This is a genomic window from Curtobacterium sp. MCLR17_042 (genome assembly GCF_003234695.1).
Lineage (GTDB): Bacteria > Actinomycetota > Actinomycetes > Actinomycetales > Microbacteriaceae > Curtobacterium > Curtobacterium flaccumfaciens.
The window spans coordinates 1-15,499 of record NZ_QKTD01000008.1 but is presented as its reverse complement, the minus strand read 5'-3'; the positions used below and the strand labels follow the sequence as shown (position 1 = coordinate 15,499).

Below are 15,499 nucleotides of genomic sequence, written 5' to 3'. Positions count from 1 at the left end.
ACGCGACCGCGAGACGGACGGGAGGCCCGTTGCCAGCTGGCAGCGGGCCTCCCGTCCGTCTGGTGTGGACCATCGGGCGTCAGGTCGCCAGCGCTCGACATGTTGTCGGACCGTGACCCGGCAGGGCGTCTCGTTGAGCCATGCTCGTCCTGTGCAGAAGCCACTGGTCCTCGCCGCCGCCGGACTCGCGCTGGTCGCGCTGCCGCTCCTGTCGGCGTGCAGCGAGCAGCCAGCTGACCCCATCGCGTCCGCCCGCACACTCGCCGATGCGCCCGAGTGGGTCAGCAACCCGAGCGGTACCGACTGCGGTGACGTGGAGCTCGAGGCCGACGGTGCGCTCCCTGCCGAGTGCCTGCGGTGTCTGCGGGACGCGAGCGAAGCGGGCGAGGTGGCCTCGCTCCAGTGGGTCCGGTGGACGACCGAGGGTGATCCGACCCCGTCCTTCGTCCGGACGGCTGGTGCAGGGGCCACGGTGGCGTCGACTGCGGCGTACGACACCTACGGCCAGGGTGGGTGGAGCGAGTACGGGTGCACGGACATCGCGGCGTTGCCGGGCTGCTCGGACGTGGGGGAGTAGGGGCGGTTCCGGTTGCGGATGGTCTTCGGAGACTGCTTTTCCTGAGTGAAGGCGTTCGCCGTGGGATGCTGATGCGGTGATCCTGCTGACCGAAGCCCTGCGAGGCGATTGGCTCGTGAAGCGAGCCGGTCGATGGGCGACCGTCGGCGGTGTCGCTGGCACGGGCTTCGAGGCGTACGCGCGGCTGCTGCACCCGGTGGATGCGCACCGTACTGACCCGAACACGGTCGACGAGTGGGGCAATCCCGTCGATGTTGAGCACACGCGTTGGCGGTGGGCTGAGGTTGCGCGCCGTAACGGCCGGGTGATGCATCCCCTGGTGCAGTGGTTCCGCATCAGCGATGACGAGCACACGAGGGACTGGTCGGATGGGTGGAGTGTCGGTCAGTCCGACGATGGGTGGTTCAACCCGGAGGACCTCGCGGTCCTGACCACGCATCTGCGGGCCGCGACGCGGAACCCGGACGACCTGGTCATCGGAGCATGGGAAGGCACCGGCAACCCGCCATGGGCCGAAGGAGGCCGGAACGCGCGCGCGCGGGCTCGCATGCAGATGCCGTGGCCCGGTCGGGACATGTGGTTGTTCAGCTCGAGCCTGCGCGAGCTTGCTGACCCATCGTGGGCGCAGCGCTCCGTCCCCGGATGGGGATGCAGTCGCCCCCAGCAGGAAGGGCCCTACACGTCGCTGATCTGGCCCGGGGATCACACCTGGGTCGTCGCTTCCGAGGAAGACTGGGACTCGACGATCGTCGCCGGCTCACGCGCACTCGTCGACAGCATCCTCGCGGACGATCACTTCGAGGCCTTCGAGGTGCACGAAGACGACGACCTGAGCTGGGACGGCGATCTCCTCAACCCCCGCCAACAGCCGACGTCAGAGCTCTGAGGCGACCAGACCCCGGTGGTGACGAGTCACCACACAACACGGTGCTCGGTGTCTTCGCGACTGAGTCCGAAGCGTCGAAGTTCAGCGACGAGGTAGAAGCACGATTCCCGCTGGGAGTCATCTACTCGCGCTTCGGGGCTGCGCCGGCGCGAACTCCGAATCGGCCTTGCTGGTTACCGCAAGATCGGTGAGGAACCGTCGTGTGGGCCGACGGTCCGGCAGTACGGTCCGGGAACAGCCTGACTAGAGGCTGCGAGAAGCCGACCCGAAGGCGACCCGATGGACAACTGCGACGAGCGACGGCCTGGCGCCCTTGCGTTCAAGAAGCATCTCGGCGAGCAGTTCGGCGGTGATCTCCGGCGGACAAGAGCAGCTCCGGTCGCGCCACGACTCCACGGCGCGGTGAAGGCGACTGCCGTGCGAGCGCACACCGCCGGCGGCTCGAACGGCGGAATCCGTCAGGTCGTTGCTGAGCCAGTCCCGTTGCGGTTCGAGATGGCGAGCATGGGGCTGTCCCTCGCCGGCCTGGGTGTCGCGATCGGGTGCGGAGTCGCGCGCACGATCGGCCAGCAGATCCTGCCAGTCGCGAGGATCGTGGATCCCGAGGCGGGCGACGCGGAGCTCGACGAACGCGGCGTGTTCGAGGCACAGCTCGCCGAGGTGCTCACGGAGTCTCGGCCTCTCACCGTGGAACTCGCTGCAGAGGAGCTGGCGGCGGACACCATCATCATGCCCGTCGTCGGTGATCGCGTGCACTACAGCAGGGGTTCCGGGCACCTCATCGGGCTGCAGGGAGTCGTCGTTGAGTCCGATGACGGACAAGCCCTGCCGCGCGGGCTGCGGTCCGTGCAGCTCGACGGTGAGGCGTGGCCGATCGTCGTCGCGGTGGCGTCCCTGGACCGGATCTAGCTGATGCTGCGAGCAGGTCCCGGCACGAGCACCACGATGCGCTCGTGCCGGGGCTGCCGTCAGACTGCCGGGTTGAGGAGGCGACCGGTGAACTCGCGCAGGGCCCGCACGGCCCGCTGCGACAGCGTCGCGTCGGGCATCATGCTCGTCGATCCGTGGAACGCTCCCGGCCACACGTGCAGTTCCGCCTGGACTCCTGCCGCCCACAGCGAGCTGGCGTAGGCGACGGTCTCGTCGCGGAACACCTCGGTGCTGCCGCAGTCGATGTACGCGGGTGGGAGCCCGGTGAGGTCGGTCGCGCGGCCCGGTGCGGCGTAGACGGAGACGTCCTCGCCACCCCGCCGGTCACCGAGGTAGGCGTCCCAGCCGAACCGTGTCATCTCCCGGTCGGCGACCCCGACACCGTCGAACTGCCGAGCCGACAGCGTCGCGTCGCGGTCGTCGAGCATGGGACTCACGAGCACCTGGCCGATGACGGAGGGCCCCTGTCGGTCGCGGGCCAGGAGGGCCGTGCCGGCGGCGAGACCGGCACCGGCGCTCTGCCCGACGAGGACGATGCGCTCCGGGTCGATGCCGAGTTCGTCGGCGTGCTCGGCTGCCCAGACGAGACCGGCGTAGCAGTCCTCGACCGGGTACGGGTCCGGGTGTTCCGGAGCCAGGCGGTAGTCCGGGCTGACCAGGACGACGTCGTGCACCAGCAGCCACTCGTCGTAGGAGTCGAGGTTGCCGAGGTGGTGGCCGAACATCATGCCGCCGCCGTGGATCGCGTAGGCCAGGGCAGCCGTGCCGGTGCGGCCGGCGCGTTGGATCACGGCGAGGTCGATCGGGTCGCCGCGGTGCCCCGCGATCGTGATGCTGCTCCGCTCGAGGCCACGAGCACGCAGTCCTTCGTCGAGCTGCGCCTCCGTCATGTCCAGTTGTCGCATCTGCGGCAGCATCTGGGTCGTGAGGTGGAAGCGGCCTCGCGCGTCCATGGCCGTGAGGAAGGGCACGAACTCGGGATCGAACGGCGGGCGGGGGAGGGCGATGGTGTCAGGCACGGGAGGTCTCCTCGGTGATGGTGATCGGGTCGGGCTGTGCAGGCGTGGTGTTGGCAGGTTCGGACGAGGCCGCGTCCTCTGGTTCGACGGCGGGCCGGGCTCGGAGCATGCCGACCACGACGAGCAGCGCTGCGACCGCGGCGAGACCGAGGCCGGCGACGGTGAGGGCGTCCTGGAAGCCCTCGAGCCGGGCGGTGGTCCAGGTGGTCGTGGTGATGCTCCCGGTGACGAAGGCGGCGACGATGGTCCCCGCCGCGGCGACGGCGGCACCGCCCGCGAGCTCGCTCGAGGTGTCGACGAGCGCCGCTCCGACGGAGGCGCGGTCCGCGGGCAGGCCCGTGAGGACGGACGCGCCGGCGACGACGCCGACGACCCGCAGGCCGGCGGCGACGAGCACGAGCGCGACGAGCACCCACGGGTACCCGTGCCGGCTCAGGGCGCCGAAGACCGCGAGACCGGAGACGACGGAGACGGCGCTCATCCAGGCGGCGCGGCCCAGGCCGACCCGCTGCACGAACGGCCCGACGAAGCGGCCGCCGACGAGCAGCACGACCACCTGCGGCAACGTCCCGACGGCGGCCAGCGCCGGCGGCCAGCCCCAGGCGAACTGCAGCTGCAGGGTCACGAGGTACGACAGTCCGGCGACGGCCAGACCCGACGCGGCCTTGAACGCGAGGCCGCTCGAGACGAGTGGTCGGGCGAGCAGGTGCAGGTCGATCAGCGGGTGCTGCGCGGTCCGCTCGCGGGCGACGAACCCCACCGCGCAGGTGGCGGCGAGGGCGAGGACTGCCCACCCCCACCAGTCAGTGGCTCCGGACTCGACCAGGATCGTCGGCGTCACGAGTGCTCCGGCCGTGGTCACGGTGCCGAGCAGCGCTCCGACCACGTCGACCGGATCGCGACGGAGCCCCGCCGCCTCGTCGCGTGCGACACCCAACCGGATGCCGACGAGCGCGAGGACCGCGATCGGCACGTCTGCCAGCAGCAGCAACTGCCACGGGGCGACGGCGAGCACGAACCCGCCGACGGTCGGACCGACGGCCAGCCCCACGAGCCCGGCCGTCGAGATGACGGTGAGCGCCCGCACCCGGAGGCCTTCGTCGTCGAAGAGGCGGAACGCCAGCGCCATCGACCCGGGCGTCGTCATCGCCGCGGCGACGCCCATCGCGACCCGCACGGCGATCAGTTGCTCGGTCGACGTGACCACCGCCGTGGCGAGGCTCGCCAGGGCCAGCAGCACGAGCCCGGCGAGCATGACCCGACGGCGTCCGATGCGGTCGGCGACGGCGCCGAAGAGCAGCATCAGCCCTCCGAAGGCGACCGAGTAGGCACCCGAGACCCACTGCAGGCCCGTCGTCGACGAGCCCAGGTCGCGGCCGATCGTCGGCAGGGCGACGTTGAGCACGGAGTTGTCGAGCATCTCGAACAGGAACACCGCGGACAGCCCGGCGAGGGCGATCCAGGCGTCGCGCAGACGAGGCGACGAGTCACCGGCGGGTACGTGCCCGGTGGTGAGAGGGGGACTGGGGGACACGATGGCGCACTCCTTCGAGGGAAGAAGTGGCGACTCGTTCGATGCCGCGTGCTGGTGCGTCGCAGATCGCGGCGCCTTTTACCTCAGTGATCGAGACCATACACGGCCTGCACGCTCGAGGAAAGTCCGCGGTCGGGGCCCCTCTCGCTACCGGTACCACTCCTCGTCGACGCCGGCGAGCCGCGACGGGTGGAGCTCGCCGCCGAGGCCGTAGAACCGCTGGAAGCTCATGATGAGCGGACGCCACAGCTCGGGATCGATCCGGTTCGCGGTCCCCGCCATGCGGATGGAATCGTGCACGTGGACGCGGCTGATCGAGGCTTCGAAGACGAAGGTGCCGTCGTCTGATGCGAGCGGTCGCGTGTGCACGACGTGCGCTTCGAGGTTGACCGGGCACTCGTCGATCCGTTCCGTACGGACGGTGTCGCCGGGGCGGCCGTGGAGCCCGGCGAGGCGGAGCTTCTCCGGTTCGTGGCGGTAGCGGACGTGGGCCTTGCCGGCGGGGACGGGTGATCGTCCGGTCGTGAGGGCGAGCGTGTCCACCGCGGCCACCAGATCAGCGGACGGGAGGTTGATGACGCACTCACCGGTGGCGAGCAGATTCTGCGCGGTCTGGGATCGGCTTCCCATGCCGAGGACGGCGGTCTTCCCGAGCCAGAAGACCGACGACATGGGGGCGGTGTTCGTGGTGCCGTCGTCAGCGATGGTGCTCAGCAGCGCCACAGGTGTGCCGAAGTAGAGGATCGCAGGGTCGATGGGGCTGTGGTGCACGGCGCTCGGCTCTCGGTCGGGCTTCGCGGCGGTCGCGGGCTCCGAGCCAGTCTCGCCAAGCGCGGGAGTGATCACTGGCGGTTTCCCGACATCGCAGTTCGAGGTGGGAAGGGGCAGGACCTACCCTGGACGGATGCTCTCCCGCCGCGAAGCCGCCGTCCGGCTCGACATCCCCCTCGAGATGGCGACCCGCCACGGCATCCCGTCGCGCCTCAGCGAAGCGGAGCTCGACGCGATCGAGCAGGACCCGCCCGCCTGGCTCGTGCAGTCCCGCGCCAACCGCACCGGCACCAAGAAGGTCTGGACGCGCCTGGAGTGCGTGGTCTGCGGCTTCGACGAAGAGGCGCGCCCGAAGAAGTGGTGGCCCGAGTGGGACTACCTGATGTGCGACTACCACGCCCCGTACCAGGCGCCCGAGCCCACCGCCGGCCTGACGCGGCGTGAGGTCGAGGGCATCGGCAGCCGCTTCATCGCGCTCGTCGACGAGAAGCTCTGAGCAGCAGCACGATGCGCCTGCTGAGCGAGGCATCGCGGGGCGACTGGCTCGTCGCGCGTGCCGGGCACTGGGCGAGTGTCGGTGGCGTCGCGGGCACCGGGTTCGAGGCGTACGCACGACTGTTGCACCCGGTCGGCGCGCACCGGGCGGACCTCGACACCACGGACGAGTGGGGCGACCACCCGGACGTCGAACACACCCGCTGGCGGTGGTCGGAGGTCGCGCGCCGCAACGACCGCGTGATGCACCCCCTGGTGCAGTGGCAACGCCTGACCGACGACGAGCAGACGACGTCGTGGGCCGACGGCTGGCGCGTGGACCAGTCGGACGACGGGTGGTTCGACCCGCAGGACCTCGCCGTCCTCACCACGCACCTACGGAGCGCGACGTCGACCCCCGGAGACCTGGTCGTCGGAGCGTGGGAGGGGACGGGCGGGCCGCCGTCCGCCGAACGCCGGCACCGGATCCGACGTGCGCGGGGCTTGATGGCCTGGCCCGCGCGGGACACCTGGCTCTTCAGCGCGACCCTGGACGAGCTCGTCGATCCGTCGTGGGCGCAGCGGGCGGTCCCGGGTTGGGAGAGCTTCGGGCTGCACGGCCAGGTGGCGCCGCACACGACGTTCATCTGGCCGGAGGACCACGCGTGGGTCGTCGCCGCCGAGGAGGACTGGGACTCGACGATCGTCGCCGGATCGCGCGCGCTCGTCGACCGCGTGCTCGACGACGGCCGATTCGAGGCGTTCGAGGTCCGCGAGCACGACGACCTGTCGTGGGACGGAGACCTGCTGAACCCACGCAGGTCTCCTCGCCCCGAGGGCTGAGCGGCGCCACCGCGTCGTCCGGAACCCGCCAGCTCGTCCGCGCTCGGACCGATGGGATCGAAGGGTGAACACCACTTCGACCAGAGCCGCGACCTTCCACGGACTCCACGACCACCGATCCCGGCCACTCGTCCTCGTCAACGTCTGGGACGCCGCGAGCGCCCGACTCGTCGAGGACGCCGGCGCGACCGCGATCGCCACGACCAGTGCGGGCGTCGCCTGGTCGCTCGGGCGACCGGACGGGAACACCCTGACCCGCGCGGAAGCGATGGACGCGGTCGCGCGGATCGCGGCTTCGGTGTCGGTGCCGGTCACCGTCGACATCGAGTCCGGGTACGCCGACGACGCGGACGGCGTGGCGCGCACGGTGGACGCGGTGCTCGAAGCGGGCGCCGCCGGGATCAACATCGAGGACGGCAGGTTGCATCCGGATGCGCTCGCCGACCGGATCGGGGCGGCCCGGCGCGCGGCGGAACGAGCCGGGGTGCCCCTGTTCGTCAACGCACGGACCGACGTCCACCTCGCCGGTCTCGTCGATCCCGAACGGCTCCTGGCCGAGACGCTCGAGCGAGCTCGTCGCTACCGCGGAGCCGGCGCTGACGGCGTGTTCGTCCCCGGAGTCCGAGACGTCGAGACCATCCGTGCGCTGGTGGAGTCGATCGACGGCCCGGTGAACGTGATGGCCGGTCCGGGGTCGCCGACCGTGGCGGAACTCGCCCGGCTCGGGGTGGCCCGCATCAGTCTCGGTTCCGCCGTCGCGCAGGCCGCGTACGCCGTCGTTCGGCAGGCCACGGCCGAGCTGCGGACCACCGGCACCTACGACTCGCTGGCGGGCGGGGTGGACTACGCGGACCTGAACGCGCTCTTCTGAGCGGCGCGCGACGCCCTGAACGCGACCACACGGACGGACGGGAGGCCCGGTGCCAGCTGGCACCGGGCCTCCCGTCCGTCCGTGGTGCGGACCTGCGGACGCTACTCGGTCGTCGAGACCCAGTCGATGAGCAGGTTGCCCTGCTCGCCCCAGTTGCCGACCTGGAACATGAAGCGGTGCGGGGTCGTCGGCACGTCGTGCGTGATCGTGCCGAGGACCTTGCCGTCGACGCTGTACGTGACTGACTCACCGGGGACCCAGTCGACCTTGTAGGTGTGCCAGTCGCGCCACGAGACGCCGGTGCCGAGCTGGACGCGCTCGGCTTCCTTGCCCGGGGTCATCGAATGGTGGAACACCGAGGGGCTGTCCTCGAAGTTGCCCTCGGGGAAGTCGATCTCGCCGTCGGCCCACACGTTCGACGTCGGCCACAGCATGAAGGCCGCGCCGTTGCCGTCGCCGCCGGTCGCCTTCGCGCGGACCGAGAACGAACCACCGACGTGGTCCCAGGCGCCGGCGGAGGAGCCGAAGGTGCCGGCCGCTCCGGCGCCGGTGCCGAGGGCGACGTCCATCACGCCGTCGTGCACCGACACGGTCTTGCTCGGCGCGTAGATGCCCGAGGTGCCGTCGGGGTAGGGCTGCCACGACTGCGGGTACAGCGACTGGACGAGGCCGGTGACGGCGTTCGTGGTGAAGTCCTCGACGAACGGGGCGTCCGGTGCGATCGCGGACAGGTCCGCGGGGGAGGCCTCCGCCTCGGGTGCCGCTTCCGGCGCTGCCTCGGACTCGGACTCGGACTCGGCCTCTGCGTCGGGCGCGGGCTCGGCGACGGGGGCCGAGTCCTCGATGGGTGCGGAGTCCTGCTCGGGCTCCGCATCCGGGGTCCACTCGTCGGTCGGGGCCGGGGCTTCCGTCTCGTCCGGGGCCGGGGCCGGCGTGGGGGTGGGGTTCACCGGGGCGTTGTGCCAGCGGCGCTCGCCGTCCCAGCCCCACCAGGTGCGGGCGGAGGCGGCGGTGGGGACGCCGAGGACCAGGGCGCCGGCGGTCGCGACCGCCAGGATCGCGCGGTGGCGGATCATCGGGTGCCCCCTCGGGTGACCGGGGGCGTGGACGTGGTGCGTGGGGTCGTGCCGCGCGAGGGCGTGCACGTGCTTCGGGTCGAGATGTCGGGCTCCTCGTGGATGCTCGGGCGCAGGATGCGGGGAGGGACGGACGCATCAGCCGGCCGGATGCCGAGGGTTTCGTTGACACGTCCACGGACATCTTGCATCATTTGTGACCCGTTCGGGGGGCGTCACGGAAATCGACCGACGAACGCCCGGTGTCCGCCGTCCGAACGTGCACGATGCAACGCGCGGCGAGCCGACCGCTCAGGCCCGGGGGATCGGCTGCAACCGCTGCAGCTGCGTCACGTGCCCCGGCTCGAGCTCGTCGAGCGAGGCCACCCCGAGCAGCCGCATGGTCCGCTCGATCTGCTCGGACAGGATCTGGATCATCCGGTCCACCCCGGCTTCGCCTCCGGCCATCAGCCCGTACAGGTAGGCGCGGCCGACCATCGTGAACGTCGCGCCGAGGGCCACGGCAGCCACGATGTCGGCGCCGGACATGATGCCCGTGTCGAGGTGCACCTCGGTGTCCTTCCCGACCTCCTTGACCACGGAGGGCAGCAGGTGGAAGGGGACGGGGGCGCGGTCGAGCTGCCGGCCGCCGTGGTTCGACAGCGTGATGCCGTCGACGCCGAGGTCGGCCAGGCGCTTGGCGTCGGCCAGGGACTGCACGCCCTTCACGACGATCTTGCCCTGCCACTGGTCGCGGATCCAGGCGAGGTCCTCGTAGGTGACGGTCGGGTCGAACATGTGGTCGAGCAGCTCGCCGACGGTGCCGGACCAGCGGTCGAGCGACGCGAACGCCAGCGGTTCGGTGGTCAGGAAGTCGAACCACCACCACGGCCGCGGGATCGCGTTCACCACGGTCCGGGCACTCAGCTGCGGCGGGATCGAGAACCCGTTCCGCTTGTCCCGCAGCCGCGCACCCGCGACGGGGACGTCCACGGTGACGAGCAGGGTGTCGAACCCGGCCTGCTGGGCGCGGGAGACCAGCGCCATCGACTTCTCGCGGTCCTTCCACATGTACAGCTGGAACCAGTTGCGCCCGTGCGGGTTGGCGTCGCGGACGTCCTCGATCGCGGTGGTGCCCATCGTGGAGAGCGAGAACGGGATACCGGCACGTCCGGCGGCCCGGGCACCGGCCCGCTCGCCCTCGGTCTGCATCATCCGCGTGAAGCCCGTCGGCGCGATGCCGAACGGGTACGACACCGGTGCCCCGAGCACCTGACGCGAGGTGTCCACCCGCGACACGTCCCGCAGGATCGCCGGGGTGAACTCGATGTCCTCGAACGCCTGCCGCGCACGGGCGAGGGAGATCTCCGCCTCGGCCGCGCCCTCGGTGTAGTCGAACGCGGCCTTCGGGGTGCGCCGGGCGGCGATGTCGCGGAGGTCCCAGATCGTCAAGGCCTGTTCGAGGCGCTGCCGTCGACCCGGCAGCGACGGCTTCTTGAACTGCATGAGCGGCGCGAGGTCCCGCACCGTCGGCAGCTGCCGCTTGACCCGCGTGCGAGCGGCGGACGCGGAGCCGGTCGCGGGTGCCGGTGCGCCGGTCGCGGGGTCGATCCCGTGCTGGTCGTCGGTCGTGGTCATGCGTGGCTCCTGACGGGGGATCGATCGGGATCGGCGCGCGACGACGCCGACGGGGTGTACCGCACGGGCTCGACGCTCCGTGCGACGATGCTGCGGAGTGCCTCCAGTGAAGCCCCTCCGAGGCCCGCGAGTCCAGCGGCGCGCGCCTGCACCAGCACGTTGCCGAGTGCGGTGGCCTCGACCGGGCCGGCCACGACCGGCAGGCCGGTGCGGTCCGCGGTCAGCTGGCAGAGCAGCCGGTTCTGCGAGCCGCCGCCCACGACGTGCACAACCCGGATGGTCTTGCCGGTCACGTCGGCGATGGTGTGCAGGGTCTCGGCGTACGCCGTCGCGAGGGACTCGAGGATGCTCCGGACGAACTCCGCCCGCGACGCGGGGGCGCTCAGCCCGTGCGCCGCGCACCACGCGGCGATCCGCGCCGGCATGTCGCCGGGTGCCGTGAACGACTCGTCGGCGGGGTCGAAGACGGGGACCGGGGCGGTGACGGCCGCGGCGGAGGCGAGCAGGGCCTCCAGGTCGACGTGGTCGCCACCGCGCTCCCAGGTGCGGACGCTCTCCGACAGCAACCAGAGTCCGGACACGTTCTTCAGGAACCGGACGCGGCCGTCGACACCACCCTCGTTCGTGCAGTTCGCGCGTCGTGCCGCGTCCGACAGGACGGGCGCGTCGAGTTCGACGCCGACGAGCGACCACGTGCCCGACGAGATGTAGGCGAAGTCCGGCTCCGTCGCGGGGACCGCGACGACGGCGCTCGCCGTGTCGTGCGAACCGACCAGCGTCACGTCTGCCTGCCCGCCGACGAGCGCGGCGACGGACGGCAGCAGGGGGCCGAGTCGGTCGCCCGGGTCGCGCAGCGTGGGCAGCAGCCCGGCCGGGAGGCCCGCAGCAGCCCGCACCGCCGGGTCCCACCCACGGGTGGTCGCGTTCAGGGCCCCGGTCGTCGAGGCGTTCGTGCGCTCGGCCGCCTCGACCCCCGTCAGCCAGTACCCGAGCAGGTCGGGCACGAGCAGCGCACGCTGCGCGAGCTGCAGTGACGGGTCGGCAGCCCACTGGAACAGGGTGTTGAACGGCAGGTGCTGCAAGCCGTTCCGGGCGTACAGCTCGGTGGCGGCCATCCGGTCGTGCACGGGGACGACACCGCCCTGGTGCCGGTCGTCGCGGTAGTGCGACGGCAGCCCGAGCAGTCGGCCGTCGCGGAGCAGGCCGTAGTCGACCGCCCACGAGTCGATGCCGATGCTGGCGATCGCGGGGTGCTCGGCGAACGCGCGCCGCAGCCCCTCGGTCACCTGTCGGTACAGCTCGACGACGTCCCAGTGCAGGGCGTCGCGGCCGGTGTCGGCGTCGCCCTCGTGCAGGGTGACGGGGCCGTTCGGGAACCGGGCGACGTGGTCCATCCGGACCCCGTCCTGGTCGACGTGGCCGACGATCACCCGGCCGCTGGTCGCCCCGAGGTCGACCGCGGCGACGCTGCCGCTGGTGTGCATGCCGTGCTCCTGCTCGGTTCGTTGGTCGTCGCTCGTTGGTCGTCGGTCGTCGCTACCGCAGGAAGGCCGCGGCGACGCCGGCGTCGACGGGCACGTGCAGGCCGGTGGTGTGCGAGAAGTCGTCGGTGCAGATGGCGTAGACGGCGTTCGCGACGTTCTCGGGCACGACCTCGCGCTTCAGGATCGTGCGCTGCGCGTAGAACTTGCCGAGGTCCTGCTCCTCGATGCCGTACGTCTTGGCGCGGTTGGCGCCCCAGCCGCTCGCGAAGATGCCGGAGCCGCGCACGACCCCGTCGGGGTTGATGCCGTTGACGCGGACGCCGTGCTCCCCGAGCTCGGCCGCGAGCAGCCGCACCTGGTGGGCCTGGTCGGCCTTCGTGGCGGAGTACGCGATGTTGTTCGGCCCGGCGAACACCGAGTTCTTCGACGAGATGTAGACGATGTCGCCGCCCAGGCCCTGCTCGATGAGCACCTTCGCCGCGGCCTTCGACACCAGGAACGACCCCTTCGCCATCACGTCGTGCTGCAGATCCCAGTCCTGCTCGGTGGTCTCGAGCAGGCTCTTGGACAGCGACAGCCCCGCGTTGTTGACGACGAGGTCGAGGCCGCCGAAGTGCAGCAGCGTCTGCTGGACCGCCTGGTCGATCGCGGCGGCGTCCGTCACGTTCGCGGCGACGCCGGTGGCCTGGTCGAGGCCGCCGATCTCGGCGGCGGTCTCCTGCGCCTTCGCCAGGTCGAGGTCGGCGATGACGACGGCGGCGCCCTCGGCCGCCAGGCGCTTCGCGATCGCCTTGCCGATGCCCGACGCCGCCCCGGTGACCAGGGCGATGCGCGTCGCGAGCTTCTTGGGTGCGGGCATCCGCTGCAGCTTCGCCTCTTCGAGTGCCCAGTACTCGATCCGGAACTTCTCGGCCTCGTCGATCGGGGCGTAGGTGCTGACCGACTCGGCACCGCGCATCACGTTGATCGCGTTGACGTAGAACTCACCGGCGACGCGGGCGGTCTGGGCGTCCTTGCCGTACGAGAACATCCCGACGCCGGGCACCAGCACGATGAGCGGGTCGGCGCCGCGGATCGCGGGGGAGTCCGGCGTCCGGTGCCGGTCGTAGTACGCCTGGTAGTCCGCGCGGTACTGCTCGTGCAGTTCGTGCAGGCGGGCGGTCTGCTCGTCGACTGAGGCCGTTGCCGGCAGGTCGAGGATGAGCGGCTTGACCTTGGTGCGCAGGAAGTGGTCCGGGCAGCTGGTGCCGAGGGCCGCGAGTGCTTCGGCGCGCTCGCTCGCCAGGAACTCGAGCACGACGGCCGAGTCGGTGAAGTGCCCGACGACCGGCTTGTCGTGCCCGGCGATGCCGCGGATCGCCGGGGCGAGGGCTGCGGCGCGTACGCGACGTTCGTCGGTCGGCAGTGCTTCGAACCCCGCTCGGAGGCCGCCGAACGGGTCCGCCGTGCCGTGCTCCGCGAGGTACTGCTCTGCGGTGTCGATGATCCAGCGGGAGTTCGCCTCGGCCTCGTCGCTCGTGTCCCCCCACGCGGTGATGCCGTGGCCGCCCAGGATCGTGCCGACGGCGTCCGGGTGGTCACGCTGGACGGCGGCGATGTCGAGCCCGAGCTGGAACCCGGGCCGTCGCCACGGCACCCAGACGACCCGGTCGCCGAAGATCCGCTCGGTCAGGGCCGGACCGTCCGCCGCGGTGGCGATCGCGATGCCGGCGTCGGGGTGCAGGTGGTCGACGTGGGCGGCGTCGACGAGGGCGTGCATCGCGGTGTCGATCGACGGCGCAGCACCGCCCTTGCCGTGCAGCGTGTAGTCGAACGCGGCGACCATCTCGTCCTCGCGCTCCACCCCGGGGTAGACGTCCTGGAGGGCCCGGACGCGGTCGACGCGCAGGACCGCGAGGCCCGCCGGGGTGAGGGTGCCGAGGTCGCCCCCGGAGCCCTTCACCCAGAGCAGCTCGACCGGTTCGCCCGTGACGGGGTCGGTGTCGGTGCCCTTGGCGGAGGTGTTCCCGCCCGCGTAGTTCGTGATCCGCGGATCCGAGCCGAGCGCGTTCGAACGCGCGACCAGCGCCCGGATCGTGGTGTCTGCGTCGGTGCCGTGCATTGCGGGGTCCACCCGTGCCTCCACTGTGTTCGTCATGTTCCTACGCGCCCCAGCCGGCCTGGACGCCGCCGACGCGGTCCTCGGCGATGGACTGCTGGTACCCGGACTCCAGGTACGCGCGCATCGGGTTCGCCGGCAGTCCGCGGGACTCCCGCCACTCGGCCAGGTCCTTCCGGACGTCGGTCTGGTAGGCGTCCATGAACACCTCGTTGGCGCCGAGGACGTCGTGCGCCTCTTGCGCTGCGGTCAGTGCGACGCGGTCCAGGAGCAGCGCACGGGCCGTCATCTCCTGCACGTTGAGCACGGAGCGGATCTGGCCGGGGATCTTGTCCTCGATGTTGTGGCACTGGTCGAGCATGAACGCGACGTCGGGGTTGTCGTACCCACCGCCGCGGATGACCTCGACCAGGATCCGGAACAGCTGGAACGGGTCCGCGGCGCCCACGATCAGGTCGTCGTCGGCGTAGAAGCGCGAGTTGAAGTCGAAGGAACCGAGCTTGCCGAGGCGCAGGAGCTGCATCACGATGAACTCGATGTTCGTGCCGGGGGCGTGGTGGCCGGTGTCGAGGCAGACCATCGCCTTCGGCCCGAGTGCCGCCGTCTGCACGTAGCTCGTGCCCCAGTCCGGCACGTCGGTGTGGTAGAACGACGGCTCGAAGAACTTGTACTCGAGCACCAGCCGCTGGTCGGCCCCGAGGCGGTCGTAGATCGTGCTGAGCGACTCGTGCAGGCGGTCCTGGCGGGAGCGCATGTCCTCCTGCCCCGGGTAGTTCGAGCCCTCGGCGAGCCAGATCTTCAGGTCGCGGCTGCCGGTGGCGTCCATCACGTCGATGCAGCGCAGGTGGTGGTCGATCGCCTTCTGCCGGATCGTCTCGTCGACGTGGGTCAGGGCGCCGAACTTGTAGTCGTCGTCCTGGAACGTGTTCGAGTTGACGGTGCCGAGCGACACCCCGTGCTCCTCGGCGTGGCGCTTGAGGTCGGCGAAGTCGTCGACCAGGTCCCACGGGATGTGCAGCGCGACGGTGGGGGCCAGGCCGGTGTGCTGCTGCACCTGGGCGGCGTCGGCGATCTTCTCGTAGGGGTCGCGCGGGGTGCCCGGCGTGCTGAACACCTTGAAGCGGGTGCCGGAGTTGCCGAAGGCCCAGCTGGGCAGCTCGATCTGCTGTCGTGCCAGCTGGTCGGCGATGCCGGCGAAGCTCGGGGTCGATGTCATCGTGTCACTTCCTCGTGTGCGATTGAATCGTTTCATACGGTACGGCTTGCGCGGGGTTCGCGCAACCGCGGTGGTGCGCTTGCCGGGCGCTGCGGAGCAGCGG

14 protein-coding genes are annotated in these 15,499 nt (G+C 71.2%); 6 read left to right on the top strand and 8 right to left on the bottom strand.

Features of this window, described 5'->3' with window-relative positions; translation table 11 throughout:
- Nucleotides 1-151: 151 nt before the first annotated feature.
- The 3 genes from DEJ02_RS09475 (at nt 152) to DEJ02_RS09465 (ending at nt 2,372) form a co-directional block, all read left to right on the top strand.
- Complete coding sequence (locus DEJ02_RS09475) at nt 152-577, top strand: hypothetical protein (protein WP_111032821.1); 426 nt, start codon at nt 152-154, stop codon at nt 575-577.
- A gap of 76 nt (nt 578-653) precedes the next feature.
- A complete protein-coding gene (locus DEJ02_RS18465; protein ID WP_111105242.1) occupies nt 654-1,463 on the top strand; it encodes a hypothetical protein in 810 nt (269 codons plus the stop codon).
- Between the two features lie 279 nt (nt 1,464-1,742).
- Entirely contained in the window at nt 1,743-2,372 is a 630-nt protein-coding gene (locus tag DEJ02_RS09465) for a hypothetical protein (protein ID WP_146245646.1), read from the top strand.
- Nucleotides 2,373-2,431: 59 nt separating this feature from the next.
- On the opposite strand, the gene DEJ02_RS09460 is transcribed toward DEJ02_RS09465, so the two are convergent.
- The 3 genes from DEJ02_RS09460 to DEJ02_RS09450 all read right to left on the bottom strand — a co-directional run bounded on the left by DEJ02_RS09460 (nt 2,432) and on the right by DEJ02_RS09450 (nt 5,717).
- The gene (locus DEJ02_RS09460) at nt 2,432-3,412 is read right to left on the bottom strand and encodes an alpha/beta hydrolase (protein WP_111032819.1); all 981 of its coding nucleotides are present in this window, start codon (nt 3,410-3,412) and stop codon (nt 2,432-2,434) included.
- Nucleotides 3,405-4,946 (bottom strand): MFS transporter, encoded by a 1,542-nt coding sequence (locus tag DEJ02_RS09455; protein ID WP_309147165.1) that lies wholly within the window; start codon nt 4,944-4,946, stop codon nt 3,405-3,407. The genes DEJ02_RS09460 and DEJ02_RS09455 overlap by 8 nt, the downstream gene beginning before the upstream one ends.
- A 147-nt stretch (nt 4,947-5,093) precedes the next feature.
- Nucleotides 5,094-5,717, bottom strand: coding sequence for a flavin reductase family protein (locus tag DEJ02_RS09450; RefSeq protein ID WP_111032818.1), 624 nt, complete (start codon nt 5,715-5,717; stop codon nt 5,094-5,096).
- A gap of 133 nt (nt 5,718-5,850) precedes the next feature.
- Here DEJ02_RS09450 and DEJ02_RS09445 point away from each other — a divergent pair, with 133 nt between their 5' ends.
- From DEJ02_RS09445 to DEJ02_RS09435, 3 genes are all read left to right on the top strand, one after another.
- Nucleotides 5,851-6,213, top strand: a complete 363-nt coding sequence (locus tag DEJ02_RS09445; RefSeq protein WP_111022117.1) for a hypothetical protein — start codon at nt 5,851-5,853, stop codon at nt 6,211-6,213.
- A gap of 11 nt (nt 6,214-6,224) precedes the next feature.
- Nucleotides 6,225-7,034, top strand: coding sequence for a hypothetical protein (locus tag DEJ02_RS09440; protein WP_111032817.1), 810 nt, complete (start codon nt 6,225-6,227; stop codon nt 7,032-7,034).
- A gap of 64 nt (nt 7,035-7,098) precedes the next feature.
- A complete protein-coding gene (locus DEJ02_RS09435) occupies nt 7,099-7,905 on the top strand; it encodes an isocitrate lyase/phosphoenolpyruvate mutase family protein (RefSeq protein ID WP_111032816.1) in 807 nt (268 codons plus the stop codon).
- Between the two features lie 101 nt (nt 7,906-8,006).
- Here DEJ02_RS09435 and DEJ02_RS18675 read toward each other — a convergent pair whose 3' ends face one another.
- The 5 genes from DEJ02_RS18675 to rhaI form a co-directional block, all read right to left on the bottom strand.
- Nucleotides 8,007-8,981, bottom strand: a complete 975-nt coding sequence (locus DEJ02_RS18675; RefSeq protein ID WP_258378707.1) for a glycoside hydrolase family 16 protein — start codon at nt 8,979-8,981, stop codon at nt 8,007-8,009.
- A gap of 291 nt (nt 8,982-9,272) precedes the next feature.
- Entirely contained in the window at nt 9,273-10,598 is a 1,326-nt protein-coding gene (locus DEJ02_RS09425; protein ID WP_181440318.1) for an alpha-hydroxy acid oxidase, read from the bottom strand.
- Nucleotides 10,595-12,082, bottom strand: a complete 1,488-nt coding sequence (locus tag DEJ02_RS09420) for a rhamnulokinase family protein (RefSeq protein ID WP_111032815.1) — start codon at nt 12,080-12,082, stop codon at nt 10,595-10,597. Before DEJ02_RS09420 ends, DEJ02_RS09425 begins: the two co-directional genes overlap by 4 nt.
- 52 nt (nt 12,083-12,134) lie before the next feature.
- Complete coding sequence (locus tag DEJ02_RS09415; RefSeq protein WP_111032814.1) at nt 12,135-14,183, bottom strand: bifunctional aldolase/short-chain dehydrogenase; 2,049 nt, start codon at nt 14,181-14,183, stop codon at nt 12,135-12,137.
- A gap of 40 nt (nt 14,184-14,223) precedes the next feature.
- On the bottom strand, nt 14,224-15,396 hold the full coding sequence (gene rhaI, locus DEJ02_RS09410) for an L-rhamnose isomerase (protein WP_111032813.1): 1,173 nt from the start codon (nt 15,394-15,396) through the stop codon (nt 14,224-14,226).
- Nucleotides 15,397-15,499: the final 103 nt, after the last annotated feature.

Excerpts from the sequence above, each read along its gene's own strand:
- DEJ02_RS09465 (WP_146245646.1), top strand. The coding sequence starts at position 1,743 with ATGGACAACTGCGACGAGCGACGGCCTGGCGCCCTTGCGTTCAAGAAG.
- DEJ02_RS09445 (WP_111022117.1), top strand. The coding sequence starts at position 5,851 with ATGCTCTCCCGCCGCGAAGCCGCCGTCCGGCTCGACATCCCCCTCGAG.
- rhaI (WP_111032813.1), bottom strand. The coding sequence starts at position 15,396 with ATGACATCGACCCCGAGCTTCGCCGGCATCGCCGACCAGCTGGCACGA.
- DEJ02_RS09425 (WP_181440318.1), bottom strand. The coding sequence starts at position 10,598 with ATGACCACGACCGACGACCAGCACGGGATCGACCCCGCGACCGGCGCA.
- DEJ02_RS18675 (WP_258378707.1), bottom strand. The coding sequence starts at position 8,981 with ATGATCCGCCACCGCGCGATCCTGGCGGTCGCGACCGCCGGCGCCCTG.
- DEJ02_RS09440 (WP_111032817.1), top strand. The coding sequence starts at position 6,225 with ATGCGCCTGCTGAGCGAGGCATCGCGGGGCGACTGGCTCGTCGCGCGT.
- DEJ02_RS09420 (WP_111032815.1), bottom strand. The coding sequence starts at position 12,082 with ATGCACACCAGCGGCAGCGTCGCCGCGGTCGACCTCGGGGCGACCAGC.
- DEJ02_RS09415 (WP_111032814.1), bottom strand. The coding sequence starts at position 14,183 with ATGCACGGCACCGACGCAGACACCACGATCCGGGCGCTGGTCGCGCGT.